The organism is Tahibacter harae (genome assembly GCF_024437735.1).
Lineage (GTDB): Bacteria > Pseudomonadota > Gammaproteobacteria > Xanthomonadales > Rhodanobacteraceae > Tahibacter > Tahibacter harae.
Map to the genome: position 1 here is coordinate 75,708 of NZ_JANFQO010000010.1, position 17,699 is coordinate 93,406.

Annotated in this window: 11 protein-coding genes; 6 read left to right on the forward strand and 5 right to left on the reverse strand. The window is 68.5% G+C overall.

The window, feature by feature from the left end:
* The 4 genes from NM961_RS12350 to NM961_RS12365 are packed head-to-tail and all read left to right on the forward strand — an operon-like array spanning nucleotide 1 to nucleotide 4,191.
* Entirely contained in the window at nucleotides 1–1,560 is a 1,560-nt protein-coding gene (locus NM961_RS12350; RefSeq protein WP_255914691.1) for a sodium/sugar symporter, read from the forward strand.
* A gap of 8 nt (nucleotides 1,561–1,568) precedes the next feature.
* Nucleotides 1,569–2,432, forward strand: coding sequence for an SMP-30/gluconolactonase/LRE family protein (locus NM961_RS12355; RefSeq protein ID WP_255914692.1), 864 nt, complete (start codon nucleotides 1,569–1,571; stop codon nucleotides 2,430–2,432).
* The gene (locus tag NM961_RS12360) at nucleotides 2,429–3,217 is read left to right on the forward strand and encodes a FadR/GntR family transcriptional regulator (RefSeq protein ID WP_255914693.1); all 789 of its coding nucleotides are present in this window, start codon (nucleotides 2,429–2,431) and stop codon (nucleotides 3,215–3,217) included. The genes NM961_RS12355 and NM961_RS12360 overlap by 4 nt, the downstream gene beginning before the upstream one ends.
* Nucleotides 3,214–4,191, forward strand: coding sequence for a Gfo/Idh/MocA family protein (locus NM961_RS12365; protein ID WP_255914694.1), 978 nt, complete (start codon nucleotides 3,214–3,216; stop codon nucleotides 4,189–4,191). Before NM961_RS12360 ends, NM961_RS12365 begins: the two co-directional genes overlap by 4 nt.
* A gap of 30 nt (nucleotides 4,192–4,221) precedes the next feature.
* Here the strand turns inward: NM961_RS12365 and NM961_RS12370 are convergent, their stop codons facing one another.
* On the reverse strand, nucleotides 4,222–5,535 hold the full coding sequence (locus tag NM961_RS12370; RefSeq protein WP_255914695.1) for an aminotransferase class III-fold pyridoxal phosphate-dependent enzyme: 1,314 nt from the start codon (nucleotides 5,533–5,535) through the stop codon (nucleotides 4,222–4,224).
* 22 nt (nucleotides 5,536–5,557) lie between these two features.
* Complete coding sequence (locus NM961_RS12375) at nucleotides 5,558–6,565, reverse strand: phosphotransferase (protein WP_255914696.1); 1,008 nt, start codon at nucleotides 6,563–6,565, stop codon at nucleotides 5,558–5,560.
* A gap of 81 nt (nucleotides 6,566–6,646) precedes the next feature.
* Between NM961_RS12375 and NM961_RS12380 the strand changes: the two genes are divergently transcribed.
* Together NM961_RS12380 and ygjK are read left to right on the forward strand one after the other, a co-directional pair.
* Nucleotides 6,647–8,794 (forward strand): beta-galactosidase, encoded by a 2,148-nt coding sequence (locus tag NM961_RS12380; protein WP_255914697.1) that lies wholly within the window; start codon nucleotides 6,647–6,649, stop codon nucleotides 8,792–8,794.
* A complete protein-coding gene (gene ygjK / locus NM961_RS12385; RefSeq protein ID WP_255914698.1) occupies nucleotides 8,791–11,169 on the forward strand; it encodes an alpha-glucosidase in 2,379 nt (792 codons plus the stop codon). Before NM961_RS12380 ends, ygjK begins: the two co-directional genes overlap by 4 nt.
* Nucleotides 11,170–11,199: 30 nt before the next feature.
* Here ygjK and NM961_RS12390 read toward each other — a convergent pair whose 3' ends face one another.
* The 3 genes from NM961_RS12390 to NM961_RS12400 are packed head-to-tail and all read right to left on the reverse strand — an operon-like array spanning nucleotide 11,200 to nucleotide 17,505.
* Nucleotides 11,200–14,472, reverse strand: coding sequence for a DEAD/DEAH box helicase (locus NM961_RS12390; RefSeq protein ID WP_255914699.1), 3,273 nt, complete (start codon nucleotides 14,470–14,472; stop codon nucleotides 11,200–11,202).
* Nucleotides 14,465–16,231 (reverse strand): phospholipase D-like domain-containing protein, encoded by a 1,767-nt coding sequence (locus NM961_RS12395; RefSeq protein ID WP_255914700.1) that lies wholly within the window; start codon nucleotides 16,229–16,231, stop codon nucleotides 14,465–14,467. Before NM961_RS12395 ends, NM961_RS12390 begins: the two co-directional genes overlap by 8 nt.
* Entirely contained in the window at nucleotides 16,231–17,505 is a 1,275-nt protein-coding gene (locus tag NM961_RS12400; RefSeq protein ID WP_255914701.1) for a DUF6361 family protein, read from the reverse strand. Before NM961_RS12400 ends, NM961_RS12395 begins: the two co-directional genes overlap by 1 nt.
* Nucleotides 17,506–17,699: the final 194 nt, after the last annotated feature.

Consider the following 17,699-nt stretch of genomic DNA (forward strand, 5'->3'; position numbering starts at 1 on the left):
ATGCGCCTCTCAACCCTGGACGCCGTCATACTCGCCGTCTACGTCGTGAGCATCTTCGGCCTGGCGCAGTGGGTTTCGCGCGAGAAGGCCGGCCATACCAAGGATGCGCAGGACTATTTCCTCGCCGGCCGCAGCCTGCGCTGGTGGGCCATCGGCACCTCGCTGATCGCGGCGAACATTTCCGCCGAGCAGATCATCGGCATGTCCGGCGCGGGCTATGTGATCGGGCTGGGCATCGCCTCCTACGAATGGATGGCGGCGGCGACGCTGATCCTGGTCGGCAAGTATTTCCTGCCGATCTTCCTGAAAAATCAGATTTACACCATGCCGGAGTTCCTGGAGCGGCGCTACAGCCCCATGGTGCGCACGGTAATGGCGGTGTTCTGGCTGGGCGTGTACGTCTTCGTCAATCTCACGGCCATACTCTGGCTGGGCGCCACCGCCGTGCATACGGTGACCGGGCTGGACCTGACCTGGGGACTGGTGCTGCTGGGCGTGTTCTCCGGCGCGTATACGCTCTACGGCGGGCTGAAAGCGGTGGCGCTGACCGATATCGTGCAGGTCAGCCTGCTGATCGTCGGCGGCCTGCTTATCACCTGGCTGGCGCTGGACAAGGTTTCCGGCGGCGCCGGCGTGATCGCCGGACTGAACAGCCTGTTCGCGCTGCATCCGGAAAAATTCCACATGATCCTGCCGGCCGAAAGCCCGCACTACAAGGACCTGCCGGGGCTGTCCGTGCTGCTGGGCGGCATGTGGGTGATGAACGTGTCCTACTGGGGCTTCAACCAGTACATCATCCAGCGCACGCTGGCTGCGGAAGACCTGCGCCAGGCCCAGGGCGGCATCCTGCTGGCGGCCTTCCTCAAGCTGCTGATGCCGCTGATCATCGTGCTGCCCGGCATCGCCGCGGTGGCGCTGGCGCCGAACCTGGCGCGGCCGGACGAAGCCTATCCGCACCTGATGGCCATGCTGCCGCCGGGCGTGCTGGGCCTGGTGTTCGCCGCGCTGGTCGCCGCCATCGTCGCGTCCACCGCGTCCAAGGTGAATTCGGTCGCGACCATCTTCACCATGGACCTGTACCGCCCCTGGCGCCCGGCCACTTCGCCGGAACGCCTGGTCGGCATAGGCCGCGGCTGCGCCATCCTGTCGCTGCTGATCGCCATGCTGTGCGCGCGGCCGCTGCTCGGCAGCTTCGACCAGGCCTTCCAGTACATCCAGGAATTCACCGGCTTCTTCACGCCCGGCATCTGCGTGATCTTCCTGCTCGGCCTGTTCTGGAAGCGCGCCAGCGCGGCCGGCGCACTGGCCGCGGCGATTGCCTCGGCCGTGCTGTCGCTGGCGCTGAAGCTGCTGTGGCCGGCGCTGCCGTTCATGGACCGGGTCGGCCTGGTGTTCGTGGCCTGCACGGCGATCGCGATGATCCTCTCGCTGCTGCGCCCCGGCGCCGGCACTGCGCTGGTGCACCACGCGCCGGGCGATTTCGTCACTTCGCGCGCCTACAACCTTGGCTCCGTCGTGGTGATCGCACTACTGGCCGCGCTGTACGCGATCTTCTGGTAAACCCGCCAATGCAGCCGCTCGACATCCTGCGCGCCGGCGACAGCCTCGGCGAAGGCCTGGTCTGGGACAGCCGGCGCCGCCGCCTGTGGTGGACGGATATCGCCGGGCGCCGGCTGCACTGCCTGCACGATGACGGCCGCCGCGAGATCCTGCCGCTGGCGCAGCGCGCGGCCTCGCTGGCGCTGGTAGAGGGCAGCGAGCAGCTGCTGGTGGCCTTCGCCGATCAGCTGGCGCTGTTCGATCCAATGGACGGACAACACCAGACCGTATGGAAGCTGCCGCAGGATTCCAGCGGCGTGCGCCTCAACGACGGCCGCGTCGATCGCGCCGGCCGTTTCTGCTGCGCCAGCATGGTCGAAGACGGCAGCGGCCTGGCCAAGGCCAGCCTGTACCAGCTTGAACGCGGCGCGCTGCGCACGCTGCGCGAGGGGGTGCATATCGGCAACGGCCTGGCCTTCAGCCTGGACGGCCGCACGCTGTATTTCGCCGATTCGGCGCGCCATGCGATCTGGCGCCACGCGCTGGACGAGGACGGCCGCCTGGGTCCGCCGGTACTGTTCGCGCAGACGCCGGCGCACAGCTTCCCCGACGGCGCCACGGTCGACAGCGAGGACTGCCTGTGGATCGCGCACTGGGGCGGCGCCCAGGTCGCGCGCTACACGCCGCAGGGCCGCCTGGACCGGGTAGTGAACGTGCCGGTGACCCAGCCCAGCTGTGTCTGTTTCGGCGGAACCCGGCGCGATCTGCTGTTCGTGAGCAGCGCCCGCATCGGCCTGGCGCCGGAGGTGTTGGCGCGGGAACCCCACGCCGGCGATGTTTTCGTCTATCGTGTCGGAATTTCCGGTGTGGAAGAGCCCGAGTACCGCCGATGACTGACCGCCGCGACGGCAAGAATCTCACCCATGGCATCGTCCAGGATCTAGGCACGGCCATCGTGACCGGCGTGTATTCGGACAAACGCCCCTTCCCCACCGAATCGGAGCTGTGCGAGCAATACCAGGTCAGCCGGCCGGTATTGCGCGAAGCGGTCAAGATGCTGACCTCCAAGGGCCTGCTCGCGGCGCGGCCGCGCCGCGGCACCTGGGTGCAGTCCGAGGCGCAGTGGAACCTGCTCGATCCGGATATCCTGGGCTGGATCCTGGAACGCAAGTTCTCCACCCGCCTGCTGCAGGAATTCACCCAGGTGCGCGCGGCGATAGAACCAGCCGCCGCGGCACTGGCCGCGCAGGTGACCGAGCCCGCCCAGCTGCGGCCCATCACGCTGGCGCTGGAGCGCATGCGCGCCGCCGAGCGCGGCAAGGACGATCCGCTGGAATCCGACATCGCCTTCCATGTCGCCATCTTGCAGGCCACCAACAACCGCTTCTACGCCCAGTTCACCGACCTGATCGCCACGGCACTGCGTTTCAGCATCCGCGCGACCAACCGCTACAAGGGCGTGCGCCAGGCCAGCATCCCCGATCACAAGGCCGTCGCCGACGCCATCATCGCGCAGCGGCCCCAGGCCGCCGCCAAGGCCATGAGCGCGCTGATCCAGGAAGTGCTGGATCTCACGGCGGCGGCGCAGACCAGACCCGCGGCGCCGCGCACGAAGGCACCGGCCAAACCGGCCGCAGCGCGTTCCGCCGCCAGGAGCGCCCCACGGAACAAACGATGACGCGCATAGGCCTGGCCCTGGTCGGCCTGGGCAAGATCGCCCGCGACCAGCACCTGCCCAGTCTTGCGGCAAATCCCGCGTTCCAGCTCGTCGCCACGGCCAGCCCGGCGGAAAGCCTCACAGGCATTCCGGCCTATGCCGATCTCGACGCGGCGCTGGACGCGCATCCGCAGATCCAGGCCGTCGCGCTGTGCACGCCGCCGGCCGTGCGTGCGGCGCTGGCGCGGCGCGCGCTGCAGCGCGGCTGCCATGTGCTGCTGGAAAAGCCGCCTTGCGTGGTTGCGCAGGATCTCGCGGCGCTGGACGGACTGGCCGCAACCCAGGGCCTCACGCTGTTCGCGGCCTGGCATTCGCGCTACGCCGCCGCGGTGGAAACGGCCCGCCGGATACTCGGCGCGACGCCGCCGCTGCGCGTGCAGGTGCGCTGGAAGGAAGATCATCGCGTCTGGCATCCCGGCCAGGCATGGCTGTGGCGCGAAGGCGGCTTCGGCGTGCTGGACCCGGGCATCAACGCGCTGTCGATACTCACGCATATCCTGCCCGCGCCGCTGGAATTCATCGACGCGGAACTGGACTGCCCGCAGGACAGCGCCATGCCGGCCGCGGCCCGCATCAGCCTGCGCAGCGGCGCCGCCGGCGTGGCCATGCAGCTGGATTTCCTGCATGCGGGCGAACCGTGCTGGGACATCGTCGCCGATACGGCGCAGGGACAGCTGGTGCTGAGCCAGGGCGGTGCGCAGCTGAGCCTGGACGGCCGCGCGCAGCGGATCCAGGAACAAAGTGAATATGCTGCCATTTACACTTATTTTGAAAACCTGATCCGCCGCGGCGCCCGCGACGCCGACGGCGCGCCGCTGGAAATCGCCGGCGCGGCGCTGCGGCACGGCCGCCGCCGCCGGCTGCCGTTGCAGGTATTGCCGCCGGCGCCGACCGCCGGCGCAGCCGCAACCGTGCCGGATCCGCTGCCCCGCTGAGCCGCGGATCCGCAATCCCGCCGCACCGCCTCAGGCCGGCCGCAGCAGCGCCAGCACTTCCGCCAGCTTGTGCAGGAACTCGGCCGCGTTGTCGCGGCTGAACACCAGCGGCGGCTTGATCTTGAGCACGTTGTCGTCGGGGCCGTCGGTGGACAGCAGCACCTGGCGGTCCTTCATCTGCTCCACGATGGCACGGGCCAGGGTGCGGTCCGGCGCGCGGCTGGCGCGGTCGGTGACGATCTCCGCGCCGATGAACAGGCCGCAGCCGCGCACGTCGCCGATGGGCTCGTACGCCTGCTGCAGCGAACGCAGTCCGTCCTGCAGGAACGCACCGACCTCGGCCGCCTGCTGCTGCAATCCTTCCTCGGCGATCACCTCCAGCACCGCCAGCGCGATCGCGCAGGACACGGGATTGCCGCCGAAGGTGTTGAAATATTCCATGCCGCTGACGAAGCTCGCGGCGATCTCCGGCGTGGTGACCACCGCGCCCATGGGATGGCCGTTGCCGATGGGCTTGCCCAGGGTGACGATATCCGGCACCACGCCCTGCTGCTGGAAGGCCCAGAAATGATCGCCGGCGCGGCCGAAGCCGACCTGCACTTCGTCGGCCAGGCACAGCCCGCCCGCGGCGCGCACGGCCGCGTAGGATGCCGCCAGATAACCCTGCGGCAGCACGATCTGGCCGCCGCAGCCGAGCAGGGATTCGCACAGGAACACACCGGCGCGCTGTCCGCGCCCGGCCAGGCGCGCGACGGCCGCGTCCACCGCGCCGGCGTAGTACGTGCCGGCCGCCGCCGCATCGCGGCAGGGGCCGCGGTAGCTATCCGGCATCTGCGCCACTTCCACGTGCGCCGGCTTGCCCTGCCCGCCCTTGCCGTTGAACTTGTACGGACTCAGCTCGATCAGCGAGGAAAGGTTTCCGTGGTAGGCATGATCGACTACCACCGCGCCGCGCGCCCGCACATGCGCCTGCACCAGGCGCAGCGCGAGGTCGTTCGCCTCGGAACCGGAATTGGTGAAGAACACCACCGACAGCGGCTCCGGCAGGGTCGCCGTGAGGCGCAGCGCGTACTCGACCAGGTTGTCGTGCAGATAGCGCGTATTGGTATTGAGCCGCGCCATCTGCTGCTGGCCCGCCGCGACCACGCGCGGATGGCAATGGCCGACATGGCAGACGTTGTTGACCATGTCGAGATAGCCGCGGCCGCTCTCGTCGTAGAGCCAGGCGCCGGCGCCGCGGACGATCTTGAGCGGCTCGCGATAAGCCACGCTCAAGGTGGGATTCACATGCCGCTTGCGCAGGCGCAGCAGTTCCTCGGTAGTGCGTGCAGGTATCGTGTCCAAAGCGGTTTCCGATGAGGTTCGATCAGGAGACAAGGGCATCTTCCGGTGCCAGCAGCGCCGCGGCAGGCACCGCGTCCAGCGTGCGCAGCAGGGCACGCACCCCGTTCTGCGACACCAGGACATAGTCGTTGTCCGGCTGGCGCCGGAACGCGCGCGTGGCCATCAGTATGCTGTGGCACAGACGCGCCACGATGAAGGCGTGCAGCTGCCCGCGTTCCTCGGCGAGCAGTTCGGCCTCGGCCAGGTAGCCGTGCAGTATCTGCCGCGCACAGCCGACCGGATCGTCCTCATGCTGCATCGCATAGGTGCAGGCGACGGCCAGCTCGGCCAGGCGGAAACCCGTGCACATGTCGCCGAAGTCGATCACCGCACTCACTTCGCCGCCGGCGCCGACGATGACATTCAGGTCGTTGGCATCGTTGTGCAGCACGCACTGCGGCAGGCGTGCGGCCAGTTGCGGCAGCGCCGCGCAGAACGCGGTGGCGCGGCGCTGCACGATCCCGCGCAGCGCGGCATCGTCGATATGCGCGATCTCGTCGAGCAGATCCGGCAGGTTCAGCAGGTTCCACGCCTGCGCGCGGCCGGCCGCGGGATGGTGCAGATCGGCCAGGCCGCGGTTCATGCAGGCGACGGCGCGGCCCAGGCTCGCCTGCAAGACCCGGCGCTGCGCCGGATCGAGACCCGCTACCGCGTCCGCATAGACCCGCCCCGGCACGTAGCTGAGCAGGCGCACATGACGTGCTTCGCCGTCGATGGGCAAGGTCAGCAGATACTGGCCATCGACGGCGGGCTGCACGCGCGGCCAGCCGTAGTGCGGCGCCGTGCGTGCGAGCTGCAGCATGGCCTGGTTTTCCAGATCCAGGTCGGCATGGCTCCAGGCCGGGTTGGCCAGCTTCAGCACGAATTCGCCGGCCTTGCCGCGGATCAGGAAATTCTGGTCCGCATACGAAGGCAGCGCCTTGATCGTGCCGTCCAGTTGCCAATGTTGCCTGGCCAGTTCCAGCGCATCCTGCATGGCCAAAAGCTTCATGGGTACGATGCCATATGCATAGCGGCTGCACTGCGCGGCGGGGTATGTTCGCGGGGTCGTTCGTACCTGGAGTGGCGTTTCATGCGGGTTTTCCCGGGGTTGCTGGCTTTTATCATACATATTTCCGTGCTGGCTGCGGCCGCCGGCGGCAGCGCTGCCGCGGCGCCGGCCAAACCTGCACCGGCGCCGGCCGCGGCGGCCCGCGTCGATCTCGATGCGGCCCTGCCGGCGACCGGCATGAGCGTCGGTGCGTTCTACTATCCCGAGCAGTGGCCGCAGCAGCAGTGGTCGCGCGACCTGAACAATATCGCCAGGCTGGGCTTCGACTTCACCCATTTCGGCGAATTCGCCTGGACTTATTTTGAACCGGAGGAAGGCCGCTTCGATTTCGCCTGGCTGGACCAGGCCATAGCCCTCGCCCACCGCGCCGGCCTCAAGATCATCCTGTGCACGCCGTCGGCCGCCGTGCCCAGCTGGATGGGCGAACGCTATCCCGAAGTGTACCGGGTGGACGAAAACGGCAAGCGCCACGAACACGGCATCCGCGCCGACCTGTCGCTGGCCAATCCGCGCTACCAGGCATTCGTCAACCGCATCGTCAAGGCGCTGGGCGAACGCTACGGCCAGGACAAGCGCATCTGGGGCTGGCAGCTGGACAACGAGCCGGGCAGCTTCCCCGACTACAGCCCCAGCGCGCAGCAAGCCTTCCGCACCTGGCTCAAGCAGCGCTACGGCACGATAGACGCCCTGAACGCGGTCTGGGCCGGCTCGTTCTGGAGCACGCGTTACGGCCATTTCGACGAAGTGCGCCTGCCCAATCCCACCCTGGCCGCGGAAGACAAGCTCAGCCCGCACGCCTTGCTCGACCTCGCCCGCTTCCAGGCCGATACCACGGCGCAGTTCCTCGACGGCCAGGCCACGCTGCTGCGCCGGTACACGCGCAACCAGTGGATCACCACCAACTACACCAATGTCACCACGGGCACCGACCCGCGCCGCGCCAAGGCGCTGGATTTTTCCACCTTCACCCTGTATCCCGTGGCCGGCGCCAATATCCTCGGCGGCGACAGCTACAAGCTGGGCAATCCCGCACGCCTGATGGAAGCCATCGGCTACTACGGCAGCCTGGGCAAGCGCTTCGGCCTGATGGAGCTGCAGCCGGGTCAGGTGAACTGGTCGGAAGTCACGCCGCAGCCGGGCGTGGGCGCAATCCGCATGTGGATGTGGCATGCCTATGCGGGCGGCGTCTCCCTGCTCGGCACCTACCGCTACCGCCATCCGCTGCGCGGCAGCGAGATGTATCACGAAGGCATCGTCGGCACCGACGGCGTGACCTTGTCGCGCACCGGCAAGGAATTCACCGACACCCTGCGCGAGATCGGCCAATTCAGCGCCAAGGCGCAGGCGCGCGCCGTGCCCGCGAAGATGGCCGCGCGCAGGACCGCCCTGCTGTGGAGCCACGATGTGTACTGGGACCTGGAAATCCAGCGCCAGACCACGAAATGGCAGACCTGGCCGCACCGCAACCTCTACAGCCAGGCGATCAAGAGCACCGGCGCGCCGCTGCAATTCGTCAGCGAGGCGGATGATTTCTCCGCCTATCCCTTCCTGGTGGCACCGGCCTACCAGATGGTCAGTCCGGAGCTGGTGCAGAAATGGCGCAGCTACGTGGAACACGGCGGCCATCTCATCCTCACCCCGCGCACCGGCCACAAGGATGCCAACGGCCATTTCCCCGAAACCCGCTTCGGCGGCCTGATCGCGGAGCTGATCGGCGCCGATATCGACGCCTTCGATGTGCTGCCGGGCAGCGTCACCGCCACGGTGAAGATGGGCGAAGCCACGCACGTCTGGCAGCGCTGGGCCGATCTGCTGGCGCCGCGCGAGGGCACCGAAGTGCTGGCGCGCTATGCCGGCGGCGATCACGAAGGCAAGGCCGCCGCGGTCACGCGCAAGCTGGGCCGCGGCAGCGTGACCTATATCGGCGTATGGACCGACGAAGGCGCGCTGGAGAGAAGCGTGGTGCGCGAGGTCTACCGCCGCGCTGGCGTGGCGATAGAAGACCTGCCGCCGGGCACCTATCTCGAATGGCGCGACGGGCGGTATGTCGCGGTCAACTACAACCCCCGGCAAACCCGCCTGGCGCTGCCGGAAAACGCGAAGATCCTGCTGGGCAGCAATCCGCTGGCCCCGGCCCAGGTGCTGGTATGGGAAGAGAACACGCGATGAGCCGGCGCCTTGCAGCGGTACTGCTGTGCGCGCTGGCGGCGGCCGGCCCGGCCTGCGCGGAATCCACTTCGCTGCAATGTAACGCAAGCGGCATAGACCGCAGCGGTACGCCGCAGGCGCTGCAGGATTTCGACGCCGCCGGCAACCAGCGCTACAACCCGCTGTTCGACGCGGGCGCCTGGCATGGCTTCCTGCTGCCTGGCGATGCCGCCGGCGAAGGCGGCTTCGCCGGACCGCTGGTAGTGGCCGAGGAATACGCCGTTTTCCTGGCGCAGGGGCTGGACAGGCTGGAATTGCGCGATGCCGCCGGCCAGCGCATCGATCTCGCCGCCGGCAAAACCGAACGCTGCGCGGCGCCGGGACGGCTGCAGTTGCGCTATCGGCTGCCCACGCTGGAACTCGATCTGGAACTGCGCTTCACCGGAGCGCGCAGCGCCGCCGTGCGCACGCGGCTGCACAATACCGGCACGCAGGCACTGCAGCTCACGCCGAGCTGGCACGGCGCGCTGCTGCAACGTTTCAGCACGCGCAGCGGCGAGACGGTGCAGGCACGCTATCCGCAGTGGCGGCCGCGCTGGTCCGCCAGCCCCGGCGGCGTACAGCTGGCGCTGGAGGGTGTGAGCGATCCCGCCGCGCTGCGCTTCGGCATCGGCGCGGCCTATCGCATCGCACGCAGCGAAGCGGCCGAAACCACCGTCGAAGGCCAGGTCTATGTTGCCACCGGCACGCCGTGGCAGATCGCACCGGGCGCGGCGCATACCGTGTGGACCGTGCACAGCTACTACCTTGCCGGCGACAAGGCCGAAGACCTCGCACCGGCCGCGGCCGCCGCAGCCTTCGACGCCAGCGCGCAACGCTGGCAGCGCTACCTCGGCGCCATCGGGCGCAAGGTCGCGCCGGGCGAACGCCCGATCGCGATCAAGGCGGTGGAAACCCTGATCGGCAACTGGCGCGCACCCGCCGGCGCGCTGCGCCACGACGTCATCGTGCCCTCGACCACGGCGCGCTGGTTCAACGGCGCCTGGTCCTGGGACAGCTGGAAGCATGCGGCCGGCGTGGCCCTGGTCGATCCGGCGCTGGCACGCAACAGCGTACTGGCCCTGTTCGACTACCAGATCGGCGCCGACGATCCGCTGCGGCCGCAGGACAGCGGCATGATCGGCGACAACGTCTTCTTCCGCCGCAGCGCCGAGCGCGGCGAGGACGGCTACAACTGGAACGAACGCAATTCCAAGCCGGCCCTGGCCACCTGGGCGGTGTCGGAGATCGAGCGCCAGGCCAGCGATCCCGCCTGGCTCCAACGCATGTATCCCAGGCTGCTGGCCTATCACCGCTGGTGGTACCGCAACCGCGACAGCGACCGCGACGGCCTGGTGGAATACGGCGCCACGCGCCATCCCGCGCACGAAGACGAACACGGCCGCCTGCGCTTCAGCGTGCTGCAGGCGGCGCAGGCGCCGGATCCCGCCTGCACGCCGGGCGAAGCCGCGCAGAGCTACGACTGCGCAGGCTACGACCTTTACCGCCGCCTGCTGCAAGGCCGGCCCGGCCTGCAATTGCAGGTGCCGGTGATCGAGGCCGCCGCCTGGGAATCGGGCATGGACAACGCAGCGCGCTTTTTCCCCGGCGATGCGCAGGGCCTGCCCACGGCCGTACTGGAAAACCGCGATGCCCAGGGCCGCCTGCTGGGCTGGTCCATCAACCAGGTATCGGTGGACCAGAACAGTTTCCTGGCGCAGGAAAAAGTCCTGCTCGCCGGGATCGCGCGCCGCATCGGCCTTACGGACGATGCGGCCGTGCTCGAACAAGAAGCGCGCCAGCTGGGCGAGCGCATCCGCCGCTGTTTCTACGACGCGCAGACCGGCTATTTCTACGACCGCGCACTGCCGCTGGCCGCCGCCGGCCCGGCGCAGGAAAAACACGCGGCCGCTGCCCGGGCCGATTGCCCGGGAACGCTGCTGACCGCGCGCGGCCGCGGTCCCGAAGGCTTCGCTCCGCTGTGGACCGGCATCGCGACGCGACACCAGGGCCGCGCCGCCATCCGTGCGCTGCGCGACAGCAAGGAATTCGCCACGCCGCTGCCCTTCCCCACCCTGTCGCGCAGCGCAGCCGACTTCGATCCCAAAGGCTACTGGCGCGGCCGCGTCTGGCTGGATCAGTACGACTTCGCCCTGCGCGCACTGGCCAGCCAGGGCAGCGCGCGCGAAGCCGACCGCTTCTGCCGGCAACTGGTGCAGCAAGCCGACGGCCTGGCCGGAACCGCCCCCGTACACGAGAACTACAACCCGCTGGACGGCACGCGCCAGGGCGCGTCCAACTTCAGCTGGAGCGCGGCGCACCTGCTGCTGATGCTGCAGCGCTTCCGCTGCCAGTGAGGCGAAGGAACACGGCGCGCCGCCGCGGGCCTAGCAAAGCCCGATGTATTTGACCGGCGCCAGTTCCACCAGCAGCGCGCGGCGGATTTCCGCCAGATCCGCGCTGCTGTAGTCGCGCCGCAGCAGTTCCTCGATCAGTTCCTGCTGGCGCGGCTGGCCGAAGGAAAGGCGGTACAGCGAGAGGATGCGCAGCAGTTCATGACGGCGGCGCACCTCCCGGCTGAACGGCATGCGCGGAATCAGGCGTTCCACGCAGGCATCGCCGCCCGGCACGTGCCAGCAGGGAATCAGGTCGCCGCCGCCGGAATCCTGCTTTACCTGGGCGAAGACGGCGTCCCAGATATCGCCGTCGGACCAGCGTCCGCCGCGATAACACTGCGCCGCGCGCTGCCGCACCACGAGCGATTTGTAGCGGTTGACGCGGCCTTCGCGCTGCTCCAGGTCGATGGGATTGGAAGGCAGGCTCCAATGCACGACGCGGCGGCAGTACCAGTGGAAATCCAGACCTTCCTGGCCGATGGAGGTGGAATTGAGCATGAAAGGCCAGAACGGCGAATTGAACGCGGCGCGCAGATTGCTGATGCGCTCCACGCCCTTTTCGTCGGTGCCGCGCTGGTTGCCCAGCGGCACGGCGTAATGGCAGTGGAAGCGCACGTCCGCGTCCAGCGACTGCTCCTTGGGCGGCAGCTGTTTCTGTGCGACCACGGAGACCGCGGCCGCGCCGGCCGCAACCTTGAAAGCCGCGACCGCCTCCCCGGGCTGGCCGCAGGCGCCGCGCAGCAAATGGAAATATTCGTCCAGCACCGCCTGCAGATTGCCCATCGCCGCATAGGCGGCGACCGCCGGCGCCGGCCTTCGCCGGCCGCAGACCGCGCGCAGCACCAGCCGGGACTCGGCCCGATTGAATTTGTGCAGCAGGGCCAGGCCGGCATCGGCACCGCAGCCCAGCAGGTGCTGCCGTTCCGCGTCGGGCCACAGCCGGCTCAGGCTGCGCCATAGCGCGACGCCGGGGCCGGCGATGGCGAGATCGGCCAGATAGTCCAGCAGGTCGGCCGGCGGCGGTCCCAGGGCCAGTTCCTGCGCACGCACGGCCTCTCCAAGATGCTTGAACTGTTTGCTTCGTGCATCCGAGAGTTCCTGCTTCGGCACCGCCTCCAGCCATTCGTCGAAGCGCTGTCGGCCGGACTCGCCCGCAGCCGTCAAGTCCAGCAGGAACGGAGCGAGCGCGTACCAGCGCGCGGTCTTGGGACCGGAGCTGCGCCTGGACTTGGACTTGCGCCTGGAGCGGCCCGGGCCGGCATGGCGCTTCTTCAGTTCCAAACAGGGCTTGCGCAGCGCGGCTCTCGCCTGCCGGCGCACTTGCGCCAGCGTGTCCGCCTGCAGCCCGGAAACCGCGGCGGCAAGGCACAATCCCGGGTAGATCAGCCCCCAGCCAGTGGAAATGCCCTCGCCATCGAGACGGAAGCTGCCCTGCCGTTCTTCGCGCGCATCGAAGTAATTCCTTTCCCCCAGCAGACCGGCTTCGTGCACCAGGCGGCGTTCGCAGGCATAGGACACATAGCTGCTGAGCGCGCGCGGCGCCAGCACCAGCGAGGAAAACAGCAGGCTCTTGCTGAAACCGTGCAGGCCGGCGAAGGGGCCTTCGCCCGGGTAATACGGAAGACTCGGCGGCAGCCAGAGCAGTTGCTCGGCGCCCGCGGGCGCAACGCTCTGCAACAGGCGGCGGAAGCGTGCGCCCGGCGCCGCGCCGGCCAGATCCAGACGGTAGCTGTTGAATGCTTCGTGAGGAATCCAACTGTGCCGCAGTGCGTCGAGTTTGCGCGCGCGTTCGCCGCCGGGATCGTCGCACCATTTCTGCAGCTGCTGGCGGAACTGGTAGCCGCCTAGGAAGGAAAGACACCAGGGCGCGGCCTTGAAGAAAGCCATGACATCGCTGCCGTGGCTGCCGGACAGCGCCTCCCTGACCTGCCGCGCCAGGCGGTCGAGTTCCACATAGGCGTCGATTTCCTCGCGCAGCGGCGCCAGCGGCGGTTCCGCCACTTCGTGCAGCGCCTGTTCCTCGTGCGCAAGCAGTCCGGCACGCTCGGTGCGGCAGATCAGGCCGCGCAGCAGGGCCTGCAGTTCGCGCTTGGCCGTGTCGTCCAGGCCGCGGCCGGGATGAGCGGTCAACGGAAGCTTCAGCACCTGCGCCAGCAGCGCCGCGCGTTTCTGCTGGAAGCGTTCGATCAGCGGCTCGTCGGCACCGCACAGGTAACGCAGCACTTCGCTGAATTCGTGCAGATGGGCCTTGCCCTCGTCTTCCTCGTCCACCTGCGACAGCGCCTTGAACGGCGTCGCCGACAGCAGCAAGGCGGCGCGGTCGCGGTGCAGCACATGGCGGGCGATGATCTGCTGTTCGGAAACTTCCTCGCCTTCGGCGGCGACGATGACCAGGTCCTTGAAACGCTGGAACTCGTCCAGGATGAACAGATCGGCTTGCAGATTCTGCGCGCAGCACTCGACGTAGACACGGCGCAGGCGGCTGAGCAGGAACAGGCTCAGCAGCCTGCCCTCGCCATCGGACTCCCAGGTTATGCCCTTCTCCAGCAACGAGCACACCAGGCTTCGCCAGGAGCGGCCGTCCAGAGCCAAGGCCGTCGCCGCCGCCTGGTGCCGGGCATCCAGCGGCGGCGCCTCGTCCAGCCGCGCCTGGAAGCGCTGCAGCGTTTCCGGGTTGAGGCACCGTTTGCGGTACTGGGACTCTGCCGCATCCCAGGCACCATGGACGCCTTTGCGGAAGAACGGATCCAGCTGGTCTTTCAGTCCGGCATCGCGCTGATCCTGCGTAAACGCACGCCAGAGCAGATAACGCTCCACCGCATTGCCATGGCCCTGGGTCAGCGCGAACGATGTCGCCGGCGTCAGCGAAAGCAGGCTCACCAGCAGTCCCGTTTCCGGCGCTGGCTGCAGGACGCCCAGCTCGGCCAGGCGTCCGAATTCGGGGGTGTGTACCCATCCATCCGATGCCTTGCCGCTGAAGACTTCCAGCTTCTTCAGGTTTTCCCGCGCCAGCGCCTGGTTCGAACAGATGTAGGCCACGCGCAACGGACCGGCATCGGCACCGCGCTCCAGCCGCTGCTTCAGCAAGGTGGCGATCACGCCGCGGGCGATCAGGGTCTTGCCCAGTCCCACTTCGTCGGCGACCAGCATGCGCCGCGCAGGTCCGGCTGACTGCAGGCGCGCGCAGACCACCTGCACGGTCGCGCGCTGGAAATCGGTCAGCCGCCGCAGTACCTGCTCCAGCTGGCCTATCGCCTCATGCATGGCCCTGCCCCTCGACCGCCGACGAGAACCCGCGGAACAGGGTTTCCAGGTTTTCGGGCAAGGGTGCGCCGTTCTGCTGCAGGCGCTGGAACACCTCCAGCGCGCGGATCAGGCGCTGCGGCTCGCGCGCGGCGGCGCGCAGCAACAGTTCATACAGACCTTCATGCCCGCCGGCGTCGAACATGTCGACCGCGCCGCCCTCGCTTTTATGCCCGCTGCCGCCGGTCTTCACCGCCTCGGCATCGAGGATCAGCCGCAGGTAATGCAAGACTTTCTCCGGGCTGTCGACCAGTCCCTTGAACACCGCACTGCGCCGTTCGGCCAGGAGATCGGCGGCGAAGCGGGTCTGCACGGCGAAAGCGTGAGTGGTCTGCGCGACCGTGATCTCGATGCGGATGTAGGCGCTGAGATCGCCCAGCGCCAGCCCGTTCCAGCGCAGCCTGGCCGCCAGCGGCTGCGGCGCAGGCAGCGCCAGCGGGCTGACGCTCACCGCATGGCCCGGCGGCAGCGCTGGGCAGTCCACGCTCAGGTCGAGCTGGAAAGCTGCATTGCCGTCGCTGGAAACGGTCTGAATCCAGTTGGCGCTGCCCAGCGCATGGACGAGCTGGCGCATCACCTGATCCTGCTGCAGATCCAGCTCCGGCGCATCGCTGAACTCATGCGCGACGAAGATGTCGGCCGCCGTCCACTGCTCCAGCAACGGTGCCGGGCCTGCCGCGGCACTCTCGCCGTGCAGACACAGCATCACTTCGGTATTGCGCGGCGCATCGCCGCCGCCGCCGAAGGCCGCATTCGTCATATTGGCCGAACCGATATGCCACACCGCCGCGTCGCCCTGGCGCGCCACGATCAGCTTGGCGTGCAGATCCTGCGGCTGGGGCTGTTTCTGCTCCAGCTTGTCCTCGCCGTTGACGATACCCAGGGGCACCGACAGACAGCGCCAGCCCTCAAGCGCGGCCGCGCCGACACGGTCCAGCGTATCGGCGCGGCTGATGAGGGTCCTGGCCGCCGCAGGGCGGCAGCGCCGCTGCAGCGATTGCAGCAGGCTGCCGTCGCCGGCGTCGAGGAAAGGCGACATCACGAGCAGTTCGTCGATCGGCCCCTGCAAGGCGAACGGAGCAGCGCCGTTGGGGGCGCCGTGCAGCAAGCGCAGCGCAGAGAAGCGTTCCGGCAGCTGCCACTGCACCTGTTTCAGGGCGTCGCGCATTTCTCCGACGCGAGAATTGCGCCCCGCCGCGGGCAGGCTGTCCAGGAACGCCAGCAGCGCGGGGTCGGTATTGCCGCGCGGCGCCCAGCTTCCCTCGATGCAGACCGCCAGATCCCAGCTGCGGTCGAACGTAAGATTGCGCGACAGCACCAGCAGGCGGAAATGTTCGGGCTTGTCCGTGTCCAGGGGCTGGTAGCGCAGCAGCCAGAGCTTGGGATGGAAGGCGCCGAAGGCGCTCGCCGCGGGTACCGCGACGGTCAGCGGTTCCAGCAAGGTATACAGGCGGTTGTAGCGCGGCGGCGCCGCGATCCGGCCGCTCTGGTAGAACACCAGCAGCTTGTCGCGCAGCCGGTCCAGGGATTCCAGCAGCGCGAGCGGCTCGTCCCCGCTGTCGCCTTCGAGGGTCTGGTCCAGCACCAGTGCCAAGGAAGCCGCCATCAGCGCATCCAGCTCCAGCGAATACGATGCGGCGACGGCGCTGTGCAGCACATGTCCCGGCGGCGGGCGCAGTTGTTCGCCGTAGTCCAGGCGCTGCTTGCAGGGATCCAGCATCAGCCGGCCTTTTCGATATCGAGGAGCATGCGCCGGGCGACAGGCCAGCGGTATTCCAGCGCGCGCATGCCGTACCACGGCAGCGGACTGAGCTGCCGTTGCATCAGCAGCGAGCGATTGCCCTTGTTGGACTTTGCCTGGTCCACGACCAGCCTTATCAGCGATTCGACACTGTGGCCGGCGCACAGCGCCTGGTTCCAGCGCTCCAGGAACTCGCAGCTCTTCGGTTTCATCGATCGGACGGCGACGGCCTGCAGCCACTGCTGCTGCGCCTCGGGGTAGAACACGCCCTCGCCCAGGGCCTGCTCGCGCCAGCGCGGGAAATCCTGTTCGCAGGCGGCGCGCAGCGCGTCATGCTTGCCGTTGCCGCCGCGCCCAGCTATCGCCTGGTTGAAAAGAATATGCGCGCCTTCAATGGCCAGGCTGAAGCGCGCCGCCGCCGCGATGGTCTGGAGGCAGGCTTCGCTGAGCGCGGTCTGCCCGCGCGCCCAGACGCTGAAGGCGGCGAAGGAGTCCAGTGCCGGATCCAGCGCCTGTTCCTGCGTCGCCAGTCCCTTCCCCAGCAGCTGGGCCACGACCGTGTCCTTCCTGTCGTGGGCCGGCGCGCCGGCAGACGCCATGCCGGCCGGCACCGGATGCGCCAGGCGCTCGGCAAGAAAGCGCGCTTCCGGCGGCGACAGCGCCAGCGTGAGATCCCCGCTCCATTCGCCGCGCGAATCGGGCGGGCGCCGCACGCCGTGATTGATAGATACGGCGGCATCGTCGTCGTCGTCGTCGGACTGCACCGCCGTCAGCGGCCCGGCATCGTCGCCCCAGGTTCTGAGGAACTCGCCCAGCGATTTGGTGGTGCGGACCAGCCCGAACACGCGCAGGCCGGCCCAGTAGGCATTCGACGGCGGCCGCTTCACGCCGCCGCGGCCGGCCAGGGTGTGGCCGATGATGCCCTCCAGCGACAGATTCCTGTCTTTGTGGTTTTTGGTCAGCTGCTCCGCGAGGCGGTTTTCCTCGCGCGCGAGATAGTCCTCCAACCGCAGCCTGCGCCGCTGCGCCGGCGGCTGCTCGCGCCAGTCGCACAGGATCTTGGGTAAGGCCAGGAAATAGCGCGCCCGGGTCTGGATGGTGGAAAAGCCGGGAAACAAGGCTTCCGCATAGGCGTCGCGCAGCTGGCCTATGCCCAGTTCGTCCAGCGTACCCGGTTCCTTGGCCAGGGCCAGCACATCCAGCGCGCGCCGGCGGTCGTCCGAGGAAAAGTCGATCCAGCCTATTCCGCCCATGCCCTGCCCACGCCGGATGCTCCCGTCCTGCGGCACGGCGCAGCGGCGCCGGCACCGTTGCTGCGCGGTCCCGCGGAAGGCGCGCGGCGCAGCAAACCCGGCGGCATTGTGTCATTGCCGCGCCCGCTCCAGAAACCGTCCGGCCCGCCTGCGACCCGCTTCACTCCCCCGCCCTGGCGAAATTGCTTACCATC